The sequence below is a fragment of the Bradyrhizobium sp. SZCCHNRI2009 genome, assembly GCF_032485115.1.
In the GTDB taxonomy this organism is placed as follows: Bacteria; Pseudomonadota; Alphaproteobacteria; order Rhizobiales; family Xanthobacteraceae; genus Bradyrhizobium.
This window is the reverse complement of the sequence record NZ_JAUEUH010000005.1, coordinates 456,634-475,206: the sequence shown is the minus strand read 5'-3', so window position 1 is coordinate 475,206 and position 18,573 is coordinate 456,634. Positions and strand designations below refer to the sequence as shown.

Here is an 18,573-nt window from a genome sequence, read left to right as displayed (position 1 = left end):
GGCTCCATGCGCGAGGACATCAAGACATCCTGTCAGAAACGTTTGAGTCGGATCGAAGGGCAGGTCAGGGGCCTGTCGAAAATGGTCGAGGACAACCGCTACTGCATCGACATCGTCACCCAGATCTCCGCTGTGCGGGCGGCGTTGCGCCGGGTCGAGGAGGAGATCTTGCGCGACCACGTCGCGCATTGCGTCGAGCACGCCATCGCATCGGGCGACAAGGCCGATCAACGGCAGAAGATCGCGGAGTTGATGGATGTGATCGGCCGGTCGGATCGCTGAGGTCAGCCCAGCTCAGACCGCCACCTTGTTGCGGCGGCGCGCGGTCGGACGTGGCGCGACGTTTCGTACCGGCTCGGCGACGAGAAAATGCTCGTTGACCACGAGCCGTTCGCCGAGCTTCGCAACTATTTCCTCAGCCGCAGCCTGCTGCGTCGCCTCTTCGTCAGCCGTCTCAGGAACGAGCGGCGGCGCTGTGATGGCTCCTGGAAACACGGCGAACTCGCCCGCTACCTCCGCGAGCGGCTTCTGCTTGTCGGCCCAGTGCAGGGTCGTGTAGTCGAATCCATTGACGATGGTCGGCTTGACGATCTCGAAATAGGGCGAGATGTCGAAGTCGCGCGGCATGTAGAGCGAGGAATCGCGGATGTGCAGGATCTCGCGCTTGGCGCGCCGCGATGGCGCCCGCGTGATCTTGGGCAGGATCGGGTAGCGCACCGCATCGAAGGCCTGCGCGATCAGCGCCGAGCAGATCATCTTGGTCGGATCACCCGAGCCCAGCGCGATCATGCGCCGCCGCCAGCGTTGCGGAATCGGCATCGGGATCAGATAGCGCATCAGGTCGATGATGTTCTTGGTGTCGTAGCCGAAGCCGATGCGATTGATGGCGTAGCGGCACACCGTGTGCCGGTCCTCATAGGTCAGGCCGACCGGACGGCACACACGGGTGTGATAGGCGAAATATTTCGACAGCGGCGCCGAGATCACGCCGTCGCCGACATAGGCCTCGACCAGCACATGCGGCTCGCCGTCGGGCTCGACGGCGCCATCGATCGGTCCGACATAGAGCGCGGCGTGCGACCAGGTCGACTGCGTGAGGTATTTGATGATGCCGGAGATGCGGCTGTTGCCCTCGACGAGCAGCACGTCGCCGGGCTGGACGTCCTTGCGCAGATAGTCCGGATCGCTCGGCGTGAACGGCTCATAGCCGGGGATCTCCTTCTGGAGATAGGCGGCAATCAGCTTGCCGATCTGATCAAGCACGATACCCATAACGCTCCCCGGGCGACCTTGGCCGGTCGCCGGTTTTTTCCCTTCTTCCATGATGGTCGATTGCGGTTGCAATTTGGTTCATAGTGGACGCGTTCTGCACGGTATCACGTTTACCATCCCGGTTGCCGCAGCGCGGTAGATGCGGCAAATTCGCGGGTATTCGTTTGGTTCAAAGCTTTCGGAAACCATGTCATGAATGTCACGCGCCGCGGCTTCCTCTCCGCTTCCGCGGCGCTGGCCGTGCTGCCCATCGCCGGCCGCGCCGCGCAGGCGGCTGTTCCACGCGAGGCTGACATTGTCGTGATCGGGGCGGGTGCGGCGGGAATCGCCGCGGCCCGCCGCATCGTCGCGGCCAATCGCAAGGTCGTGGTGCTGGAGGCCGCGCCGCAGCTCGGCGGCCGTTGCCGCACGGATGCAGCCACCTTCGGCGTGCCGTTCGATCGCGGCGCCCGCTGGCTGCTCAACGCCGACGGCAATCCCATCAGCAGGCTCGCGCGCGGTCTCGGACTCGATCTCGTCGCGGCTCCCGTCGGGCAGAAGATCCGCGTCGGCCGGCGCAATGCGCGGCCCGGCGAGACCGAGCAGTTCCTGGCGGGGCTGGTGCGCGCCAATCGCGCCATCGACGAGGCGGCGCGCGGCAAGCTCGATACGTCCTGCGCCGCGGCGCTGCCGAAAGATCTGGGCGACTGGACCAGCACCACGGCATTCGTGCTCGGCGCCAGCGCGACCGGGAAGGATCTCGCCGATCTCTCCGCGATGGACAAGGCGCGTGCGCAGGATCGCAGCGCGCCGCTGGCCTGCCGCCAGGGGCTGGGCACGTTCATCGCCAGGCTCGGCGAATCGTTGCCGTTGTCGCTGTCGACTCCAGCAACGCGCGTCGTGTGGGCCAACCGCGACGTCGCGGTGGAAACGCCGGCGGGGCGAATCGCGGCGCGCGCCGTCATCCTCACGGTGTCGACCAACGTGCTGACATCAGGCGCCATCAAGTTCGCGCCCGAGCTGCCCAAGCGGCAGCTCGACGCCGCCGCGAAGCTCAGCCTCGGCAGCTATGATCACATTGCGCTGATGCTCGCGGGCAATCCGCTCGGCCTGTCGCGGGACGAGGTCATCATCGAGCAGAGCAATTCCAGTCGCACAGGTCTGCTGCTTGCCAATATCGGCGGATCGTCGCTTTGTACCGTCGATGTTGCCGGCGCCTTCGGCCGCGAACTATCAGCGCAGGGCGAGGTGGCGATGGTCGACTTCGCCAGGGAGTGGATAGGCAAGCTGTTTGGAAGCGAGGCCGCCGCAGCGGTGAAGTCGTCCGCAGCGACGCGCTGGAACCTGGCGCCGGGCGTGCTCGGCGCGATGTCGGCGGCCACGCCCGGCAGCCAGGGCGCCCGCAAAATATTGGGCGAGCCCTTGGGTCCGCTGTTTCTTGCGGGAGAGGCCACGCACGAAGCGCTGTGGGGCACGGTCGACGGCGCCTGGGACTCCGGCGAGCGCGCCGCGGAAGCCGCGCTGCGCCGGATCGGCGCGATCAAGGACGCCGAACCGGAGCCGAGCAGTGAGCGGCAACGACCGCGCCGTCGTGGCAAGGTGCGCTCGGCCTCGCCGGAGGATTGACCGTCGATCCGCAAGCTCATCAGCAAGAGGGTGGGCACGGCGCAACTGCGATCTCAAGCGTGAATGGCACGGCTGCGCCTTTGCCCACCCTACCGCTGATGCAGGCGAGTTGCCGATTGAAGCACGCCCAGCCTTGGCTACACCGGCAGCTTCAATTCCATCAGGTCTTTCGCGACCACGATGCGGCCCGTGTAGTTCTTCTTCACGTCCCGCGTCCAGTCCTCGTCCGTCACTTCGGGGTCATCACCGGGCACGAAGTGGCTGAGCACCAGCACCTTCACGCCTGCAGCCGCGGCGATGCGTCCGACGTCTTCCGTGGTCGTGTGACTGTCGAGCAGGTGCTTCTTCAGCGTCGAGCCGTTCTTCGTCTTGGCGACCAGCCGATCGACCGCGGGCACATAGAGGCATTCATGCACGAGAACGTCTGCGCCCTTGGCAAACTCTGCAAGCTTCGGGTTATAGGCCGTGTCGCTCGAGAACACGATCGTGCCCTCGGGCGTCTCGAACTTGTACGCGAAGTTGTCGGTGATCGGCGGATGTGGCGTGCGGAACGCGGTCACCGTCACGTCCGCCGTCTTCAGCACGACGCCGTCCGCGTCGATATCCTTCGCGACCAGGAGTGGCCGCGGATCTGGCCGGCCTTCATCCGCGATGCGGGTGTCGACGTCGAACTTGTTGGTTTCCCAGAAGCTCCTGGTCATCGCCTCCAGGCCCTTCGGTCCGAACGACTGGATCGGCGTCGACAATCCTGCGGCCCAGGCGTTGTAGAACAGATTGCCGTATTCGAGATTGTGATCGGAATGGTGATGGCTGATCAGGATGTACTTGATCGATGGGATCGGAACCCCAGCGCTGACGAGCTGACGGCTGACGCCCATGCCGCAATCGATCACGAACGGCGTGCCGTTGACGACGACGAGATTGGCCGGATTCGAAGCGCCGACGCCGACGCGCGGGCCGCCCTTGGTGCCGAGGAAGACCATCCGCGTGCCGGTCTTCGCGCCTTGCGCGAACGCCGCGGGCGCCGCGATGGCGCCGGCCGTTCCCAGCGCGAGCTTGAGCATTGTTCGCCGATGGATCACGGTGGCCTCCCAGTCTGCTTCGTTGCAGGAAGGCTAACCCCGCCCGAGCACGCCGTCGAGGGCCGGCAGGCCGGCGATCACGGCGATTGCGATCAGCGCATAGCAGATGGCGCGGAACACCTGCTCGCTGGCGCGGCCGAACAGCGACGCGCCGAACGCGACACCGAGCGCGTAGACCGGCCCGATCAGCAGCGAAAGCTTCAGCGAATCCCAGGTGATCAGCCCGCTCATTGCGTAGCTCACCATCGCGAAGAAGTCCGATGCGCCGAAGAACAGCACGATGTTCGCCCGTGCGATCTTTGGCGGGATCGGGCGTCCCAGCCAGTAGCCGACGATCGGCGGGCCCCCGGTCTGCGCCAGTCCGCTGCAGAATCCGGAGATGCAGCCGACAACGACCGACAGCGCGGTGTACTCCCTGCCGCGATAGCGCCAGCCGGACAGCAGCAGCGCAAGCAGCCCGATCACGAAACCGGTGATGATCCAGCGGACGGTGACCGGGTCCAGCCGGCTGAGGAAATAGGTGCCCACGGGCACGCCGACCAGCGCACCCGCGACGATCACCGCGGTGGCCTTGCGGTCGGCCTCGCGCCAGGCCGGCGCCACCATCGGGGCCATCGAGACGAAATCGATCACCAGCAGCAGCGGCGCGACCAGACGGGGCGTCGCAAAGCTGCTCGCGAGCGGCATGAAGATCAGTGCTGCGCCGAAGCCGGAGAAGCCGCGCGCGGTTGCGGCAATGAAGGCGACGATCGCCAGCGCGATCGTCGCGAACAGGCTGAGATCGGCAGGGATGAGCCCGGAGAGGCTCATCCGCGCAACGTGCCGCCGGTCTTCTTGGCTACGTCGGCCGTGATCTTCGCCGCGACCGCGTCGATCTCCTCGTCGGTCATGGTCTTGTCGCGTGGCTGCAGGGTCACGGCGATCGCGATCGACTTCTTGCCGTCCTCGATGCCCTTGCCCTCGTAGACGTCGAACACGGTGACATCGGTGATCAGCTTCTTGTCGACGCCCTGCGCGGCGCGGACGATGTCGCCGGCCTTGACCTTGCGATCGACGATGAAGGCGAAGTCGCGCGACACCGGCTGGAATGCCGAGAGCTCCAGCACCGGCTTGGCGCGGGTCGGCTTCGCCTTGGCCGCCGGAATGCGATCCAGGATCACCTCGAAGGCGACCAGTGGCCCGTCCGCCTTCAGCGCCTCCAGCGTGCGCGGATGCAGCTCGCCGAAATGCCCGAGCACGTTCTGCGGGCCCATCTGGATCGTGCCGGAGCGCCCCGGATGCATCCAGGCCGGCCCGCCGGCGACGATCTGCAGCGAGGCCATCGGCGCGCCGGCCGCCGCGAGCACCGCGAGCGCATCGGCCTTGGCGTCATACGCGTTGGCCGGCTGCGATCCCGTCCAATGCCGGCCGAGTCCCTTCGCCGGCGCGATGCCGCGGCGGATGCCGCTCGCGGCCACGAACTGATCCGTGGGGCCATCGCCCTTGAAGACCTGCCCGACCTCGAAGATCGCGGCATCGCCGAAGCCGCGATCGGCATTGGCCTGCACCGTCGCGGTCAGGCCCGGCAACAGGCTCGGGCGCATGTCCGAGAGATCGGCCGCGATCGGATTGGCGAGAGCGAGCTCGGCCTTGCCGCCGCCGAACAATTCGGCGGCCGGCTTGGAGATGAATGACCACGTCACGGCTTCGACCATGCCGCGCGCGGCCAGCGCGCGCTTGGCGCGCCGCGTGCGCAATTGCAGCGGCGTCAGCACCGGCTTGCGCGGGGCGTCGCCGCGCTCGAACGGCGTCATAGGCACCTTGTCGACGCCGACGATGCGCACGACTTCCTCGACGATATCGGCCTTGCCGTGCACGTCGCTGCGCCAGGACGGCACCGCGACCTTCACGATGGGGCCGTTGCCGGCGACCACGAAGCCGAGATGCGTCAGGATCCGCCGCATCTCGGTCAGCGGCACCTCGATGCCCGCCAGCCGCTTCACCTCGGTCAACGGGAAGTCGACGATGCGGTCATCGCCGAACGGATTGCCGACGACGACAGTCTCCGACGGCGTGCCGCCACACAGGTCGAGCACGAGCTTGGTCGCCATCTCCAGGCCCGGCACCATGAAGGCCGGATCGACGCCGCGCTCGAAGCGGTAGCGCGCGTCGGAATTGATGCCGAGCTTGCGGCCGGTCTGGGCGATGTTGATCTCGTTCCACAGCGCCGATTCGATCAGCACGTCGGTGGTGCCTTCATCGCAGCCCGAAGCCTCGCCGCCCATGATGCCGGCGAGCGATTCGACGCCGGAATCGTCGGCGATGACGCACATCGAATGGTCGAGCGTGTAGGTACGGCCGTCGAGCGCGAGCAGGGTCTCGCCGTCACGCGCGCGGCGGACGACCAGATTGCCCTTCACCTTCTTGGCGTCGAACACATGCAGCGGACGCGCGCGGTCGAAGGTCATGTAGTTGGTGATGTCGACCAGCGCGTTGATCGGGCGTAGGCCGATCGATGTGAGGCGCTGCTGCAGCCACTTCGGCGACGGGCCGTTCTTGACGCCGCGCACCAGCCGCAGCGCGAAGCCCGGACACAGCTTCTCGTCCTCGACCGTGACCTTCACCGGGCAGGGGAGCTCGCCCTTCACCGGCTTGATGCCGGGATCTTTCAGCTTGCCCATGTCGGCGGCGGCGAGGTCGCGGGCGATGCCGTGCACGCCGGTGCAGTCCTGGCGGTTCGGCGTCAGGTTGATCTCGAATTGGGGATCGCCGAGCCCAGCCCATTCGGCGTAGGGGGTGCCGATCGGCGCATCCGCCGGCAGCTCCATGATGCCGTCGTGATCGTCGGAGATCTGCAGCTCGGCCGCCGAGCACAGCATGCCGCGGCTCTCGACGCCGCGGATCGTGCCGACCGACAGCGTGATGTTCTTGCCGGGGATGTAGGTGCCCGGCGGCGAGAACACCGACACCAGTCCCGCGCGCGCATTCGGCGCGCCGCACACCACCTGCACCGGCGCGCCACCGTCGCCGGTGTCGACCATGCAGACCCGCAGCCGGTCCGCATTCGGATGCTGCTCGGCGGAGACGACGCGCGCGATTTTGTACGGCGCGAGCAGCTTCGCCTTGTCCTCGAGATGCTCGACCTCGAGGCCGATCATCGTGAGCTTGTTGGCGAGCGTCTCGACCGACTCGTCGGTGTCGAGATGGTCCTTCAGCCAGGACAGCGTGAATTTCATGGCTCTTTCCGCTGATTCAGTCCCGTTCCCTCCCCCGCTTGCGGGGGAGGGTCAGGGTGGGGGCTCTCGCCGCAATGGCAGCGGCAATGGTTTCAAGAACGCCGGCGCGATTGGCCAGGACGTCGTTATTGGCAAAGCGCAGGATGTGAAATCCTTTGGCTTCGATCGCAGCTGAGCGTGAAGCGTCGCGCTGTTCGCCTTCAGTTGAGAAGTGCTGTCCGCCATCGAGCTCGATGACGAGACGTGCGGTGTGGCAGACGAAGTCGACGATGTAGCGGTCGATCGGGACCTGACGGCGAAAGCCCGCGCCGAGCAGGCGATGGCCGCGCAGCTCGGACCATAATATTCTCTCGGCATCCGTCGAGTTTTGGCGGAGGGCGCGCGCATTCGTTCGAAGCTTCGGCGAGACTGTCCAGATGGGCTTCTCGTCGTCCATCGACACCTCCTGCGCGGAGAGACCCCCACCCCAGCCCTCCCCCGCAAGCGGGAGAGGGAGTTCGAGCGTTTGCTGAGAGAGGGCGAGGCTCATCACGAACTCAGCCCTCCGGCCAAGGTCGGGACCTCCAACGGCTTGAAGCCGTAATGCGACAGCCAGCGGACGTCGCCGTCGAACAGCTGGCGCAGGTCGCTCATGCCGTATTTCAGCATCGCGATGCGGTCGATGCCCATGCCCCAGGCAAAGCCCTGGTATTCGTCGGGATCGATGCCGCAGGCGCGCAGCACGTTCGGGTGCACCATACCGCAGCCGAGAATCTCCAGCCAGTCCTCGCCCTCGCCGAAGCGGATCTCGCCCTTGTCGCGGCGGCACTGGATGTCGACCTCAAGAGACGGCTCGGTGAACGGGAAGAACGACGGCCGGAATTTCATGTTGATGTGGTCGACCTCGAAGAACGCCTTGCAGAACTCATGCAGGATCCATTTGAGGTGACCGAGATGCGAGCCCTTGTCGATGACGAGGCCCTCGACCTGGTGGAATTGCGGCGTGTGGGTCGCGTCCGAATCGATGCGATAGGTGCGGCCCGGGCAGATCACGCGGATCGGCGGCTTCTGGCTGAGCATGGTCCGCACCTGCACCGGCGAGGTGTGGGTTCGCAGCAGCATGCGCGAGCCGTCCGGCTTCGGATTGAAGAAGAACGTGTCGTGCATCTCCCGCGCCGGATGGCCTTCCGGGAAGTTCAGCTTGGTGAAGTTGTAGTCGTCGGTCTCGACGTCGGGACCTTCCGCGATCGAAAAGCCCATATCGGCGAAGATCGTGGTCAGCTCGTCCATCACCTGGCTGAGCGGATGGATGCGGCCGGTCTCGGCCGGCGAATCCTGCAGCGGCAGGGTGACGTCGATGGTCTCGGCGGCGAGACGGGCGTCGAGCGCGGCGGCCTTGAGGACGTCGCGCCGCGCGGCCAGCGCCTGCGTGACCTTGTCCTTGGCGAGGTTGATCGCGGCGCCTTGCGTCTTGCGTTCGTCCGGCGACATCTTGCCGAGGGTCGCCAGCAGCGCCGAGATCGAGCCCTTCTTGCCGAGGGCTGCGACGCGGACGGCTTCCAGCGCGGCTTCATCGCCGGCGGCGGCGATCTGGTCGAGGATCGAGGTTTCGAGCGAAGCGAGGTCGGACACGGGCAAAATCTCCGCGGGACAAAAGGCGGCTGGGTTGTCGCCGCGCGGGCGACAGGGGTCAAGCGAAGGATTGATGTCGCCGGATAGCAAAAAGCGGCCGAGAGCATCGGCCGCTTTTGAAATCCTCACGATGCGGAGGCGATCAGGCGGCGAGCGCCGCCTTGGCCTTCTCAACGATCGCCTGGAACGCGGCGGGCTCGTTGATCGCGAGATCCGACAGCACCTTGCGGTCGACGGTGATGCCGGACTTCGACAGGCCGTCGATAAATCGGCTGTAGGTGAGCTCGAAGGGACGCACGGCGGCGTTCAGGCGCTGGATCCAGAGCGCGCGGAAGGTGCGCTTCTTGCGCTTGCGATCGCGGAACGCATACTGGCCGGCCTTCTCGACGGCCTGCTTGGCGGTGCGGATCGTGTTCTTGCGGCGGCCGTAATAGCCCTTGGCGGCCTTGAAGACTTTCTTGTGCTTGGCGTGGGCGGTCACACCGCGTTTGACGCGAGACATGCCGGAAATCCTTGGATTCAGAGATGACGATCAGCCGCGGCTTTGAGGCGGCCAGGGTTCGGACGCGAGAGGCCGGTCAGGCGTTCGGCAAGAAGTACTTCTTGACGTTGTCGCCGTCGGTCTTGAACAGCACGCGGGTGCCGCGCAGCTGCCGGATCTGCTTCTTCGTCCGCTTGATCATGCCGTGGCGCTTGCCGCGCTGGGCGTGCATCACTTTGCCGGTGGCAGTCACCTTGAAGCGCTTTTTGGCGCCGGATTTGGTCTTCAGCTTGGGCATTTGGCTCTCCTTGATGCCAACGGCAAGCCGCCCGCTAGAGCGGCGCCATCTGGCGAAAATGCTCGTTAGAGCGTTGGTTGTGCTCAGGTTTCGGGTCCAAACGAGGACCCACCCGCACAGAAACATCGCCACGGCAGCCCTTGATCAGCCGGGCGACGAAGGCCGCGCTTATGCCAGAGACAAAGCCTGTTGGCAACGTCGAACCACGGAATCAGCTATTCCGACCCATGATCAGCCGACCATGACAGTCGAGGATCGACCATGACCCGCCTCATTCGCCGCGCCATCTCCGTCGCCTTCACGACCGCGCTGCTGACGGGCCTCGCGGGCCTGACGGCAAGGCCGGCGCACGCTGCCGGCTTCGATGGCGCCTGGACCGTGCTCATCATCACCGAGGCCGGCAGTTGCGACCAGGGTTACAGCTTCCCGATCCGGATCAGCGGCGGCCGGGTCCTCTCGAACAGCACCGCCAACATTACCGGCTCGGTTGGCCGCGGCGGCGCCGTCACTGTGCGGGTATCCCAGGGTGGTGCCTCGGCCAGCGGCACCGGCCGGCTTGGCGCCACGTCCGGCGTCGGCCGCTGGAGCGGCAAAGGCTCGTCCGGGACCTGCAGGGGGCGGTGGCAGGCGACGCGGTCCTGACCCGGGCCCGCAAAAGCGGTCCTGACGGGCGCCCCAAGAGAAAAGCCCGCCAAACGCGTGGCGGGCCCGGCTTCAGGTGTCGGCGTGCAGGACTTAGCGCGGCGCCAGAACCATGACCACCTGACGTCCCTCGAACCTGGCGTCCTGCTCGACCTTGGCGAACGCCGCCACGTCGGACTTCACCTTGTCGAGCAGCTTGGTGCCGATCTCCTGGTGCGCCATTTCGCGGCCGCGATAGCGCAGCGTGATCTTGACCTTGTCGCCCTCTTCGAAGAACCGCTGCATCGCGCGCATCTTCACGTCGTAGTCGTGGTCGTCGATCATCGGGCGGAGCTTGATCTCCTTGATCTCGACGACCTTCTGCTTCTTGCGGGCCTCGGCGGCCTTCTTCTGCGCCGAATATTTGTACTTCCCGTAGTCCATGATCTTACAGACGGGAGGCGAGTTGTTCGGCGAAATCTCGACCAGATCCATGCCGGCATCAGCGGCCATCTTGATCGCGACAACGGTCTCGACGACACCACGGTTGGTGCCTTCGGCATCGATCAGCTGGATCTGCGCATTGCGAATCTCATCATTGGTACGCGGCCCGTCTTTGACGGCAGCGGGCGGGGCTCGATTGGGGCGGCGAATGGGTAGTGCTCCAAGGTTGTGGAAGAAGGCGGCTAGTTTGAAGGAAGATGCTTTCGCGGGCAAGGTCGCAACGGTCCGGTGCGTCGAAATTCCGCCCGGTCGTCGCGGCTCCTGCGTCGCATGCGCGAGACTTGCGCGTCGATGCATTCCCCCAAGGAAGCCACACGGCCGAGAATTGCGATCAAACTCGCGCTTTTTCGGGCCCTCGTGGTTCCGCCGGGGGACATAGAGTGCGCGGCGCGCTTTCGCAAGCGGCTGCGTCGGGCCGCGCCGATTGACGGAAACGGCCGGTTCGCCCACACAACACCCGACAGCGAGTAACGATCCATGAACCCTGCTGCAGAAAATGCCGATCCGCCCGTCTTCATCGCCGTCGGCGCGGGCGAATCGTCGTGCCGGATCGCGGTGCGGGCGCGACCGGGCCGTCCGCCCGGGCTGTTCTGGCTCGGTGGCTTCAATTCCGACATGAAAGGCACCAAGGCCCTGGCCCTCGACGCCTGGGCCGCCGAGCGCGGCCGCGCCTGCGTCCGCTTCGACTATTCCGGGCACGGCGAATCCGGCGGACGCTTCGTCGACGGCACCATCAGCCGCTGGCTCGAGGAGAGCGTCGCGGTGTTCCGGCAATTCTGCCGCGGACCCCAGGTCGTGGTCGGTTCCTCGATGGGCGGCTGGATGGCGCTGCTGCTGGCGCGCGAGCTGCTCAAGGACCCGGCCGAAGCAACGCTGGCGGGCCTGGTCCTGATCGCCCCGGCGCCCGATTTCACCGAGGAGCTGATGTGGAAGGGCTTCCCGCCGACGGTCCGGACCGAGATCGAGACCAACGGCGTCTGGATGCGTCCGTCGGAGTACGGTGAGCCCTATCCCATCACCCGGGCATTGATCGAGGACGGGCGCAACCATCTCCTGCTCGGCGGTGCCATCAAGGTCGGCTGTCCGGTGCGCATCCTGCAGGGCGCGCAGGACCGCGACGTTCCCTGGCAGCATGCGTTCGCACTGACCCACCGCCTGCCGGCCGAAGACGTGGTGCTGACCATGATCCAGGACGGTGACCACCGGCTGTCGCGTCCGCAGGACATCGCGCGTATGCTGGCCGCCGTCGGCGAGATGGGCTGAGGCGGCCGGCTTCAGCATCGCGCCTGCCATTCCGCGCGGACGCTCTCGTCGGTCTCCGACGTCAGCGCCGCCTTCGCACGCCGCGCGTAAGCAGCCTCGTCGAGCAGCCAAGCGAGCGCCCAGGCGGCGGCACCGCGCACCAGCGGACTCGGATCGGCGGCCAGTCGCTCGGCTGACGGCGTCAGCGCCGCATCGCCGGAGTTGCCGATCGCGATCAGCACGTTGCGCAGGAAGCGGTCGCGGCCGATGCGCTTGATCGGCGATTTCGCGAACAACGCGCGGAACGCGGCATCGTCGAGCGCCGCCAGCTCCGCCAGCGAAGGCGCGCGCAACGCGTCGCGCGCCGCCAGCTTCGCCTCGCGTCCCGCCTGCGCGAACTTGTTCCAGGGGCAGGCGGCGAGGCAGTCGTCGCAGCCATAGATGCGGTTGCCCAGCGCCTTGCGGAACTCGCGCGGGATCGGCCCCTTGTTCTCGATCGTCAGATACGAGATGCAGCGCCGTGCATCGAGGCTGTAAGGCTCCGGAAACGCCGCGGTCGGGCAGCTGTCGAGGCAGGCCCGGCACGAGCCGCAATGATCCTGCTCCGGCGCGTCCGCCGGCAGCGCCAGCGTGGTGTAGATGGCGCCGAGGAACAGCCAGGAGCCGAAGCCGCGCGACACCAAGTTGGTGTGCTTGCCCTGCCAGCCGAGCCCGGCCGCTTCGGCCAGCGGCTTCTCCATGACGGCCGCGGTGTCGACGAACACCTTCACATCACAGCCGGCCTGCGCGACCAGCCAGCGGGCGAGCGCCTTGAGGTTCTTCTTGATGACGTCGTGATAGTCGTCGCCGCGGGCATAGACCGAAATCGCAGCATTGCTGCGCCGGGACAGGACCGCGCGAGGGTCCTCGTCGGGGCCGTAATTGACGCCGAGCATGATGATGCTGCGGACCTCGCGCCACAGCGTGGTGGGATCGGTGCGGCGGGACGGCTCGCGCGCCAGCCAGTCCATGTCGCCGTGCTGGCCGGCGGCGAGGAAGCGTTCGAACGCGGCGACCCGTTCGGCGCTCACGACCGGGGCGGTGATACCGATGACATCGAAGCCCAGCCGTTGCGCCTCGGCGGCCAGCGCCGCCTTCAACGTCTCCGGCGCGGGCCTAGCGGCGCTCAGAAGTCCAGATCCACATAGGTGCGCGACGCCGGCACGCCCGCCAGCCAGTCGGAGAGCAGCGGCCGGAACGACGGCCGCGACTTCACCCGCGCGTACCACGCCTTCGCGGCGTCGTCCTCGATCCATGGCACGTCGCCCAGATAGTCGATCGCCGACAGATGCGCGGCGGCGGCGAGGTCGGCATAGGTCAGGCGGTCGCCAGCCAGGAAATTGCGCCGCTGCGCCAGCCAGCCGATATAGGCGAGATGATAGCGCACATTGGTCTTGGCGGCGCGAATCACGTCGGTCGACGGCGGCCCGCCGCCATCCTCCTCGCTCATGAAGCGCTTGTAGATGCGCTCGGTGACCAGCAGGTTCGAGGCCTCCTCGAAGAACTTGGTGTTGAACCAGTCCATCAGTCGGCGCACCTCGATGCGCTCGGCCGCCGAGGCCGGCATCAGCCGGCGATCACCCATCTCGGGCCCGCAGGTCTCGTCGATGAATTCGGCGATCACGCCGACACCGGGCACCGGCGGCAGGCCTTCGACCGACAGCACCGGCGTGGTGGCCGCGGGATTGAGCACGAGAAACGCCTCGCGGCGCTCCCAGGCGCGTTCCTCCACCAGGCGCAGATCGAGCCCGTATTCGCCGAGCACCAGCCGGACGAAGCGTGAATGCGGGCAGAAGGGATGGTGGTAGAGCGTGTACATGGAGCCTTTCGACGATTCCGCGGCTACGGCGCTTAACGAACAATCAACCATCGGTTCGCACCGACGCCTCGTCCCGATACCGGCGCGCGGGTGCGCTCGCGAATCGGACCATTAGCGCATGGTCGGCGAAAGTGTAAGCAGTAGGGCGACGGGCGGTCATGCGGGAAACGACGCTTTCGGGAACAGCGATCAGCGCGCCCGATCCGCCGTCCGGCATTGCCCCGTTCTGATTCGCATGGCCGATCACACGCCGGTTCATTCATCGGATGTGGCCGGTTCGAGCGCTTTTTGCAATTGCGGGCGCGGGCCGAATAGGCGAGAAGGGCGGCGTTTTGCCGGCCATCCAGGATCCGATCAATGATGTCAGATACGCTGCGGGCGGTGCTTCTCGGCATCGTCGAGGGCGTCACCGAGTTTCTTCCCGTATCCTCGACGGGCCATCTGTTGCTCGCCGAGCGCTTTTTCGGGCTCGGCGACGAGGGGTTCTGGAAGAGCTTTGCGATCCTGATCCAGCTCGGCGCCATCCTCGCCATCGTCGCGCTGTACTTCTTCAAGCTGTACCGCGTCGCCATCGGCGCGCTGACGAACCCTGACGACCGCCGCTTCATCATCGGCGTGCTGATCGCCTTCCTGCCCGCGGTCATCATCGGCCTCATCGCCGGCAAGTACATCAAGGCGCTCCTGTTCGATCCCTGGGTCGTGTGCTTCTCGCTGATCGTCGGCGGCGCCATCCTGCTGTGGGTCGATCAGATCGATCTCAAGCCGCGGGAGCACGACGCCACGCGCTATCCGCTGATGATGTATCTGTGGATCGGCGTCGCGCAGTGCGTCGCGATGATCCCCGGCGTGTCGCGCTCCGGCGCCACCATCGTGGCGGCGATGCTGCTCGGCGGCGACAAGCGCTCGGCCGCGGAGTTCTCCTTCTTCCTGGCGATCCCGACCATGGTCGGCGCCTTCGTCTACGACTTCTACAAGAGCCGCGCCGAGATGACGGCGGACCATCTCGGTCTGATCGCCATCGGCTTCGTCGTCTCCTTCATCACCGCGATGATCGTGGTGAAGGCCTTCCTCGGCTACGTCACCCGCCACGGCTTCGTGCTGTTCGCCTGGTGGCGCGTCATCGTCGGCACCCTCGGCCTGATCGCGCTGGCGCTGGGGAAGTGAGCTGAGCCCCAGCTCCATCCACCGTCATTGCGAGCGTAAGCGAAGCAATCCAGTGTGGTGTCCGGGACTCTGGATTGCTTCGTCGCTTCGCTCCTCGCAATGACGTGGAGAGGCCGGGGGCCCCTCACGCGTTCTTACGCTGGAACTGTCCTGAGGGACGGAAGCGCCAGAGATATTGCGGAGCGACCGCCTCGAGCGAGTCAGGCGTGATGCCGAGGCCCTGCAAGGTCAGCCCGGCCGCCTTTGCCGCCTCCGACACCACGTTGTCGTGGCGCAAGAGCTCGACCTGGTCCGGCGTCAGCTTCAGCGGGCCCGGCGCGAACTGCAGGATTGCGGCCTGCAGTTTGGCGAGCCCGAACGGCAGCGGCAGCAGCGCGCGGTCGCGGTCGGTGATGTCGAGGATGATTTTCAGGATTTCCCGGAAGCTCAGCACCTCGGGCCCGCCGAGCTCGTAGGTCGCGCCCGGCTGCGCCTTGCCGTCGACCGCGTCGGCCACCGCGGTGGCGACGTCGCCGACATAGACCGGCTGCATCTTCGTCTCGCCGCCGCCGATCAGCGGCAGGAACGGCGAGATCCGGGCGAGCCCCGCAAAGCGGTTGGTGAACTGGTCCTCGGGGCCGAACACGACCGAGGGGCGCATGATCACGGCCTCGGGCACCGCAGCCAGCACGGCGGCCTCGCCGGCCGCCTTGGCGCGGGCATAGCTCGACGCCGACTCTGCGTCGGCGCCGATCGCCGAGACGTGCACCATGCGGGCGCCAGCGGCGGCCGCCGCCTTGGCGACGGTGGCGGCGCCCTCGGCCTGCACGGCCTCGAAGGTCTGCGCGCCGCTCTCGGTCAGGACGCCGACGAGGTTGATCGCGACATGGCTGTCACGCAGCGCCGATGCGACCGAGTCGGGATAGCGCAGATTGGCCTGTACGGCGTGGATCTGGCCGACCCGGCCGAGCGGCTGCAGGTGGCCGGCGAGCTCCGGCCGGCGCACCGCGACGCGGATGCGATAGTCGCGCTTGGCCAGCGCCCGGACCACGTTGCGCCCGACGAAGCCGGAGCCGCCGAAGACGGTAACCAATGTGTCCAGATTCGATGCCATGGAATGAGTCCTGGGATTGCCGGGCGGTCGGTCCGTCCCGGACGAGATAGCTGTCAGCGGCGATTCGCACCCCGCGGCCCGCCATCCTGGGCCGCTGTATAGCCCATCGCCCGCACCGCGGAAAAGGGAGCCGTGTTTTTGCGCATGGGGTGAGAAAAATTGTCATCTTGGGCGTTCAGCGGTTTGACAAGCGCCCGTTCGATCCGTACACAGCGCCCCCATGCCCAGGTGGCGGAATTGGTAGACGCGCTGGCTTCAGGTGCCAGTGGCTTAACGGCCGTGAAGGTTCGAGTCCTTTCCTGGGCACCATTTTTGGTGGTGACCTCCCCCGCACAGAAGACGACGGCGCTGATGCGCCTCGCGATCTGATTGGGTGGCATCGATTTAGCTGATGTCTTCGCGACATCAGCGACACGCTCGTCCCCGAGCCAGCCGATAATCCTCCTTTCAACGCCCGTGATGTAGCCGCTGCTGCCGGCTGCGAGCCTCCACCCTCCCCTGGAGGGGGAGGGTCGATCGCACGCGAAGCGGGCGAGCGGGGTGGGGCGATCTCTCCACGCACGCCAGCGCCAGAGGAGAGATCACCCCACCCCGCCTCACGTTTCGCTTCGCTCTCCGCGAGGCGACCCTCCCCCTCCAGGGGAGGGTGGGCACCGCCTTCGTGTTGAGTGATCACCATGACCGCCGTGGTCTTTCTCGTTTAGGGCAAGACCTATCAGCCTCGCGGCGCGCTTTGCGCCCGAGCCATGCCGATCGTCTCGCCCTCGAAATCATGAGGGCGCAGGGAGAGCCGGGCGCCGACCGCACCCATGGCCCGCCAGCGAAGGAAAATGCTGGCGGCAGGAACCACAGGTACGCGCCGGATCATCCGGCCCTCCCTGCGCGATTGGTTTTAACGGCTGCTTCGCGTTCTCCCTGGTGCGCCGGGCTTGGTGGCCACCATCCCCACGCGAAGCGAAAGCTTCGTCATGAGTTGATATCAGCGTCGGGATATCAGGACCGCGCGACTTGACCGTGCGTGCATCATTGTTCGTCCGCGCGAACTGATCACGCTGCAACGACACACGCCCATCGCATCCCACTGCCAACGTCTCGTGACGGTCGCGACACGCCCCTCATGCGGCAGCAGGGACGCGCGGAAATGTGCAGGTGATTTGCCCGACGGCGCAAGGGAGAATGTTGCGACAGACTGGCACGACGGGCGATTTGCGCATGACAGGCATGCCATCTCCACCGTGATTGCGAACGAAGCAATCCAGAGCCACGGGTGTCGCCCGGGATCGCTTCGTCGCTTCGCTCCTCACAATGATGGTGGTGAGCACTACGCCCCGAGCTGGCTTAGGAGCAACCTCACCAATCAACTTGCATTGGCGCACAGGATTAGCACGTGAGTTCGGCGCAGAGCTTTCGCTTCACCGCCGGTGTCGTCCCCACGAACGCGGGGACCCATACCGCGCAGGCGGTACGTTCCGCGCGACTCGTCGCAGCCGGTGACCATGTGTCTCGGATCGGCGCCCGCCGACGCGTTGCGTCGGCGAGCTTATCGGCGACGACAGAGGATGCCGTTGTCAGCTGGCCGTCACAGGCGCAGTTCGCCCGTCCAGGGGAGGCCGACAAAGCCCGATGGGCGGGTCATGCCGTGCGTGATGCCGCGATCACGCGCGCCAGCACTGGCCAATACAGATCGCCATAGCCCGCCTCGATCGCCTCTCCGAGTCGCCTGTCGGCAAGCTCCGCGCCCGGCAGGTCGATCTGCACGGACCTGGCGAGATCGAGAGCATAGCCGATGTCCTTGCGCGCATATTCGGTCGAGAACGCGCGCTCCGGATATGTGTCGGGCAGCATCGCCTTCATGCCGTGGTTGCGCAGCGCGAAGCTGTCGGCCGAGCCTTTGGCCAGGGTCTCGAACAGCAGCGTGGCATCAAGGCCAGCGCGCTTGGCAGTCTCCAGCGCTTCGCCGAGCGCCACCACGGTCTGCATCAGCACCATGTTGTTGAGGATCTTCACGACCTGGCCGGCGCCCACGCCGCCGCAATGGGTGATGTCAGTCGCAAACATCGCAATCAGCGGCCGCAGCTTTTCGAACGTTGCCGCGTCGGCCCCCACCATCACGCTCAGCGTGCCGTCCTCGGCCGCCTGCCGGGTGCGGGCGATCGGCGCATCCGCGTAGGCGGCCCCCTCGGCCGCGAAACGCTCGGCGAGCTCCCGGCTGGCCTGCACCGGCGAGGTGCCGAGGTCCACGATGGTGTGACGCGCCTCGACGTGGCGGAGCAAGCCGTCGTCGCCGTCGCATACGGCTTGGACATGCTTGCCACTCGGCAACGCCATGAAGATCACGTCGGTCTGGCGCGCCAGCTCCGCGAGCGACACGGCACGCTTGACGCCGACGGCGGCGAGGCGCTGCAGCGGCGCGTCCGCACGATCGAAGCCGAGCACCGGGACGCCTGACTTGAGGGCTAGGTTGCGGCACATCGGCTCGCCCATGACGCCTAACCCGATAAATCCGATCGCCCCCATTGCAAGTTCC

Annotated in this window: 18 protein-coding genes and 1 tRNA gene; 6 read left to right on the top strand and 13 right to left on the bottom strand. The window is 66.5% G+C overall.

Features of this window, described 5'->3' with window-relative positions; all coding sequences use genetic code 11:
- The first annotated feature begins 6 nt into the window (after nucleotides 1-6).
- On the top strand, nucleotides 7-282 hold the full coding sequence (locus tag QX041_RS20540; RefSeq protein ID WP_315716843.1) for a metal-sensitive transcriptional regulator: 276 nt from the start codon (nucleotides 7-9) through the stop codon (nucleotides 280-282).
- 12 nt (nucleotides 283-294) lie between these two features.
- On the opposite strand, the gene QX041_RS20535 is transcribed toward QX041_RS20540, so the two are convergent.
- Entirely contained in the window at nucleotides 295-1,272 is a 978-nt protein-coding gene (locus QX041_RS20535) for a YiiX/YebB-like N1pC/P60 family cysteine hydrolase (protein ID WP_315716844.1), read from the bottom strand.
- 192 nt (nucleotides 1,273-1,464) lie between these two features.
- On the opposite strand from QX041_RS20535, the gene QX041_RS20530 reads away from it, so the two are divergent.
- Nucleotides 1,465-2,877, top strand: a complete 1,413-nt coding sequence (locus QX041_RS20530; RefSeq protein WP_316166385.1) for a flavin monoamine oxidase family protein — start codon at nucleotides 1,465-1,467, stop codon at nucleotides 2,875-2,877.
- Nucleotides 2,878-3,014: 137 nt separating this feature from the next.
- On the opposite strand, the gene QX041_RS20525 is transcribed toward QX041_RS20530, so the two are convergent.
- The 7 genes from QX041_RS20525 to rpmI form a co-directional block, all read right to left on the bottom strand.
- On the bottom strand, nucleotides 3,015-3,959 hold the full coding sequence (locus tag QX041_RS20525; RefSeq protein ID WP_315750484.1) for an MBL fold metallo-hydrolase: 945 nt from the start codon (nucleotides 3,957-3,959) through the stop codon (nucleotides 3,015-3,017).
- A 33-nt stretch (nucleotides 3,960-3,992) separates the two neighbouring features.
- Nucleotides 3,993-4,769 carry a sulfite exporter TauE/SafE family protein gene (locus QX041_RS20520; protein ID WP_315750483.1) on the bottom strand — a complete coding sequence of 259 codons (777 nt, stop codon included), beginning with the start codon at nucleotides 4,767-4,769 and terminating at the stop codon, nucleotides 3,993-3,995.
- Entirely contained in the window at nucleotides 4,766-7,174 is a 2,409-nt protein-coding gene (gene pheT, locus QX041_RS20515; protein ID WP_316166384.1) for a phenylalanine--tRNA ligase subunit beta, read from the bottom strand. The genes QX041_RS20520 and pheT overlap by 4 nt, the downstream gene beginning before the upstream one ends.
- Before the next feature lie 16 nt (nucleotides 7,175-7,190).
- A complete protein-coding gene (locus QX041_RS20510) occupies nucleotides 7,191-7,610 on the bottom strand; it encodes an endonuclease domain-containing protein (protein ID WP_315716850.1) in 420 nt (139 codons plus the stop codon).
- A gap of 92 nt (nucleotides 7,611-7,702) precedes the next feature.
- Entirely contained in the window at nucleotides 7,703-8,785 is a 1,083-nt protein-coding gene (gene pheS / locus QX041_RS20505) for a phenylalanine--tRNA ligase subunit alpha (RefSeq protein ID WP_316166383.1), read from the bottom strand.
- Between the two features lie 142 nt (nucleotides 8,786-8,927).
- The gene (gene rplT, locus QX041_RS20500; protein ID WP_012040570.1) at nucleotides 8,928-9,287 is read right to left on the bottom strand and encodes a 50S ribosomal protein L20; all 360 of its coding nucleotides are present in this window, start codon (nucleotides 9,285-9,287) and stop codon (nucleotides 8,928-8,930) included.
- A 76-nt stretch (nucleotides 9,288-9,363) separates the two neighbouring features.
- The gene (gene rpmI / locus QX041_RS20495; RefSeq protein ID WP_008539890.1) at nucleotides 9,364-9,564 is read right to left on the bottom strand and encodes a 50S ribosomal protein L35; all 201 of its coding nucleotides are present in this window, start codon (nucleotides 9,562-9,564) and stop codon (nucleotides 9,364-9,366) included.
- 261 nt (nucleotides 9,565-9,825) lie between these two features.
- On the opposite strand from rpmI, the gene QX041_RS20490 reads away from it, so the two are divergent.
- A complete protein-coding gene (locus QX041_RS20490; protein ID WP_316166382.1) occupies nucleotides 9,826-10,206 on the top strand; it encodes a hypothetical protein in 381 nt (126 codons plus the stop codon).
- A gap of 93 nt (nucleotides 10,207-10,299) precedes the next feature.
- On the opposite strand, the gene infC is transcribed toward QX041_RS20490, so the two are convergent.
- Nucleotides 10,300-10,839: a translation initiation factor IF-3 gene (infC, locus tag QX041_RS20485; RefSeq protein WP_315716960.1), complete on the bottom strand. Its 540-nt coding sequence runs from the start codon at nucleotides 10,837-10,839 to the stop codon at nucleotides 10,300-10,302.
- 327 nt (nucleotides 10,840-11,166) lie between these two features.
- Here infC and QX041_RS20480 point away from each other — a divergent pair, with 327 nt between their 5' ends.
- Nucleotides 11,167-11,952, top strand: a complete 786-nt coding sequence (locus tag QX041_RS20480; protein WP_316166381.1) for an alpha/beta hydrolase — start codon at nucleotides 11,167-11,169, stop codon at nucleotides 11,950-11,952.
- Nucleotides 11,953-11,963: 11 nt separating this feature from the next.
- On the opposite strand, the gene queG is transcribed toward QX041_RS20480, so the two are convergent.
- Both queG and QX041_RS20470 read right to left on the bottom strand, forming a co-directional pair.
- Nucleotides 11,964-13,148, bottom strand: coding sequence for a tRNA epoxyqueuosine(34) reductase QueG (gene queG, locus QX041_RS20475; protein WP_316166464.1), 1,185 nt, complete (start codon nucleotides 13,146-13,148; stop codon nucleotides 11,964-11,966).
- Nucleotides 13,097-13,789, bottom strand: a complete 693-nt coding sequence (locus tag QX041_RS20470; RefSeq protein WP_315716854.1) for a glutathione S-transferase family protein — start codon at nucleotides 13,787-13,789, stop codon at nucleotides 13,097-13,099. The genes queG and QX041_RS20470 overlap by 52 nt, the downstream gene beginning before the upstream one ends.
- 357 nt (nucleotides 13,790-14,146) lie before the next feature.
- On the opposite strand from QX041_RS20470, the gene QX041_RS20465 reads away from it, so the two are divergent.
- A complete protein-coding gene (locus QX041_RS20465) occupies nucleotides 14,147-14,953 on the top strand; it encodes an undecaprenyl-diphosphate phosphatase (protein WP_315716855.1) in 807 nt (268 codons plus the stop codon).
- Between the two features lie 124 nt (nucleotides 14,954-15,077).
- On the opposite strand, the gene QX041_RS20460 is transcribed toward QX041_RS20465, so the two are convergent.
- Nucleotides 15,078-16,046 carry a complex I NDUFA9 subunit family protein gene (locus QX041_RS20460; protein ID WP_315716856.1) on the bottom strand — a complete coding sequence of 323 codons (969 nt, stop codon included), beginning with the start codon at nucleotides 16,044-16,046 and terminating at the stop codon, nucleotides 15,078-15,080.
- 222 nt (nucleotides 16,047-16,268) lie between these two features.
- On the opposite strand from QX041_RS20460, the gene QX041_RS20455 reads away from it, so the two are divergent.
- A tRNA-Leu gene (locus tag QX041_RS20455) sits at nucleotides 16,269-16,355 on the top strand.
- A gap of 1,323 nt (nucleotides 16,356-17,678) precedes the next feature.
- Here the strand turns inward: QX041_RS20455 and QX041_RS20450 are convergent.
- Nucleotides 17,679-18,563 (bottom strand): NAD(P)-dependent oxidoreductase, encoded by an 885-nt coding sequence (locus tag QX041_RS20450; protein ID WP_315750478.1) that lies wholly within the window; start codon nucleotides 18,561-18,563, stop codon nucleotides 17,679-17,681.
- Nucleotides 18,564-18,573 lie beyond the last annotated feature (10 nt).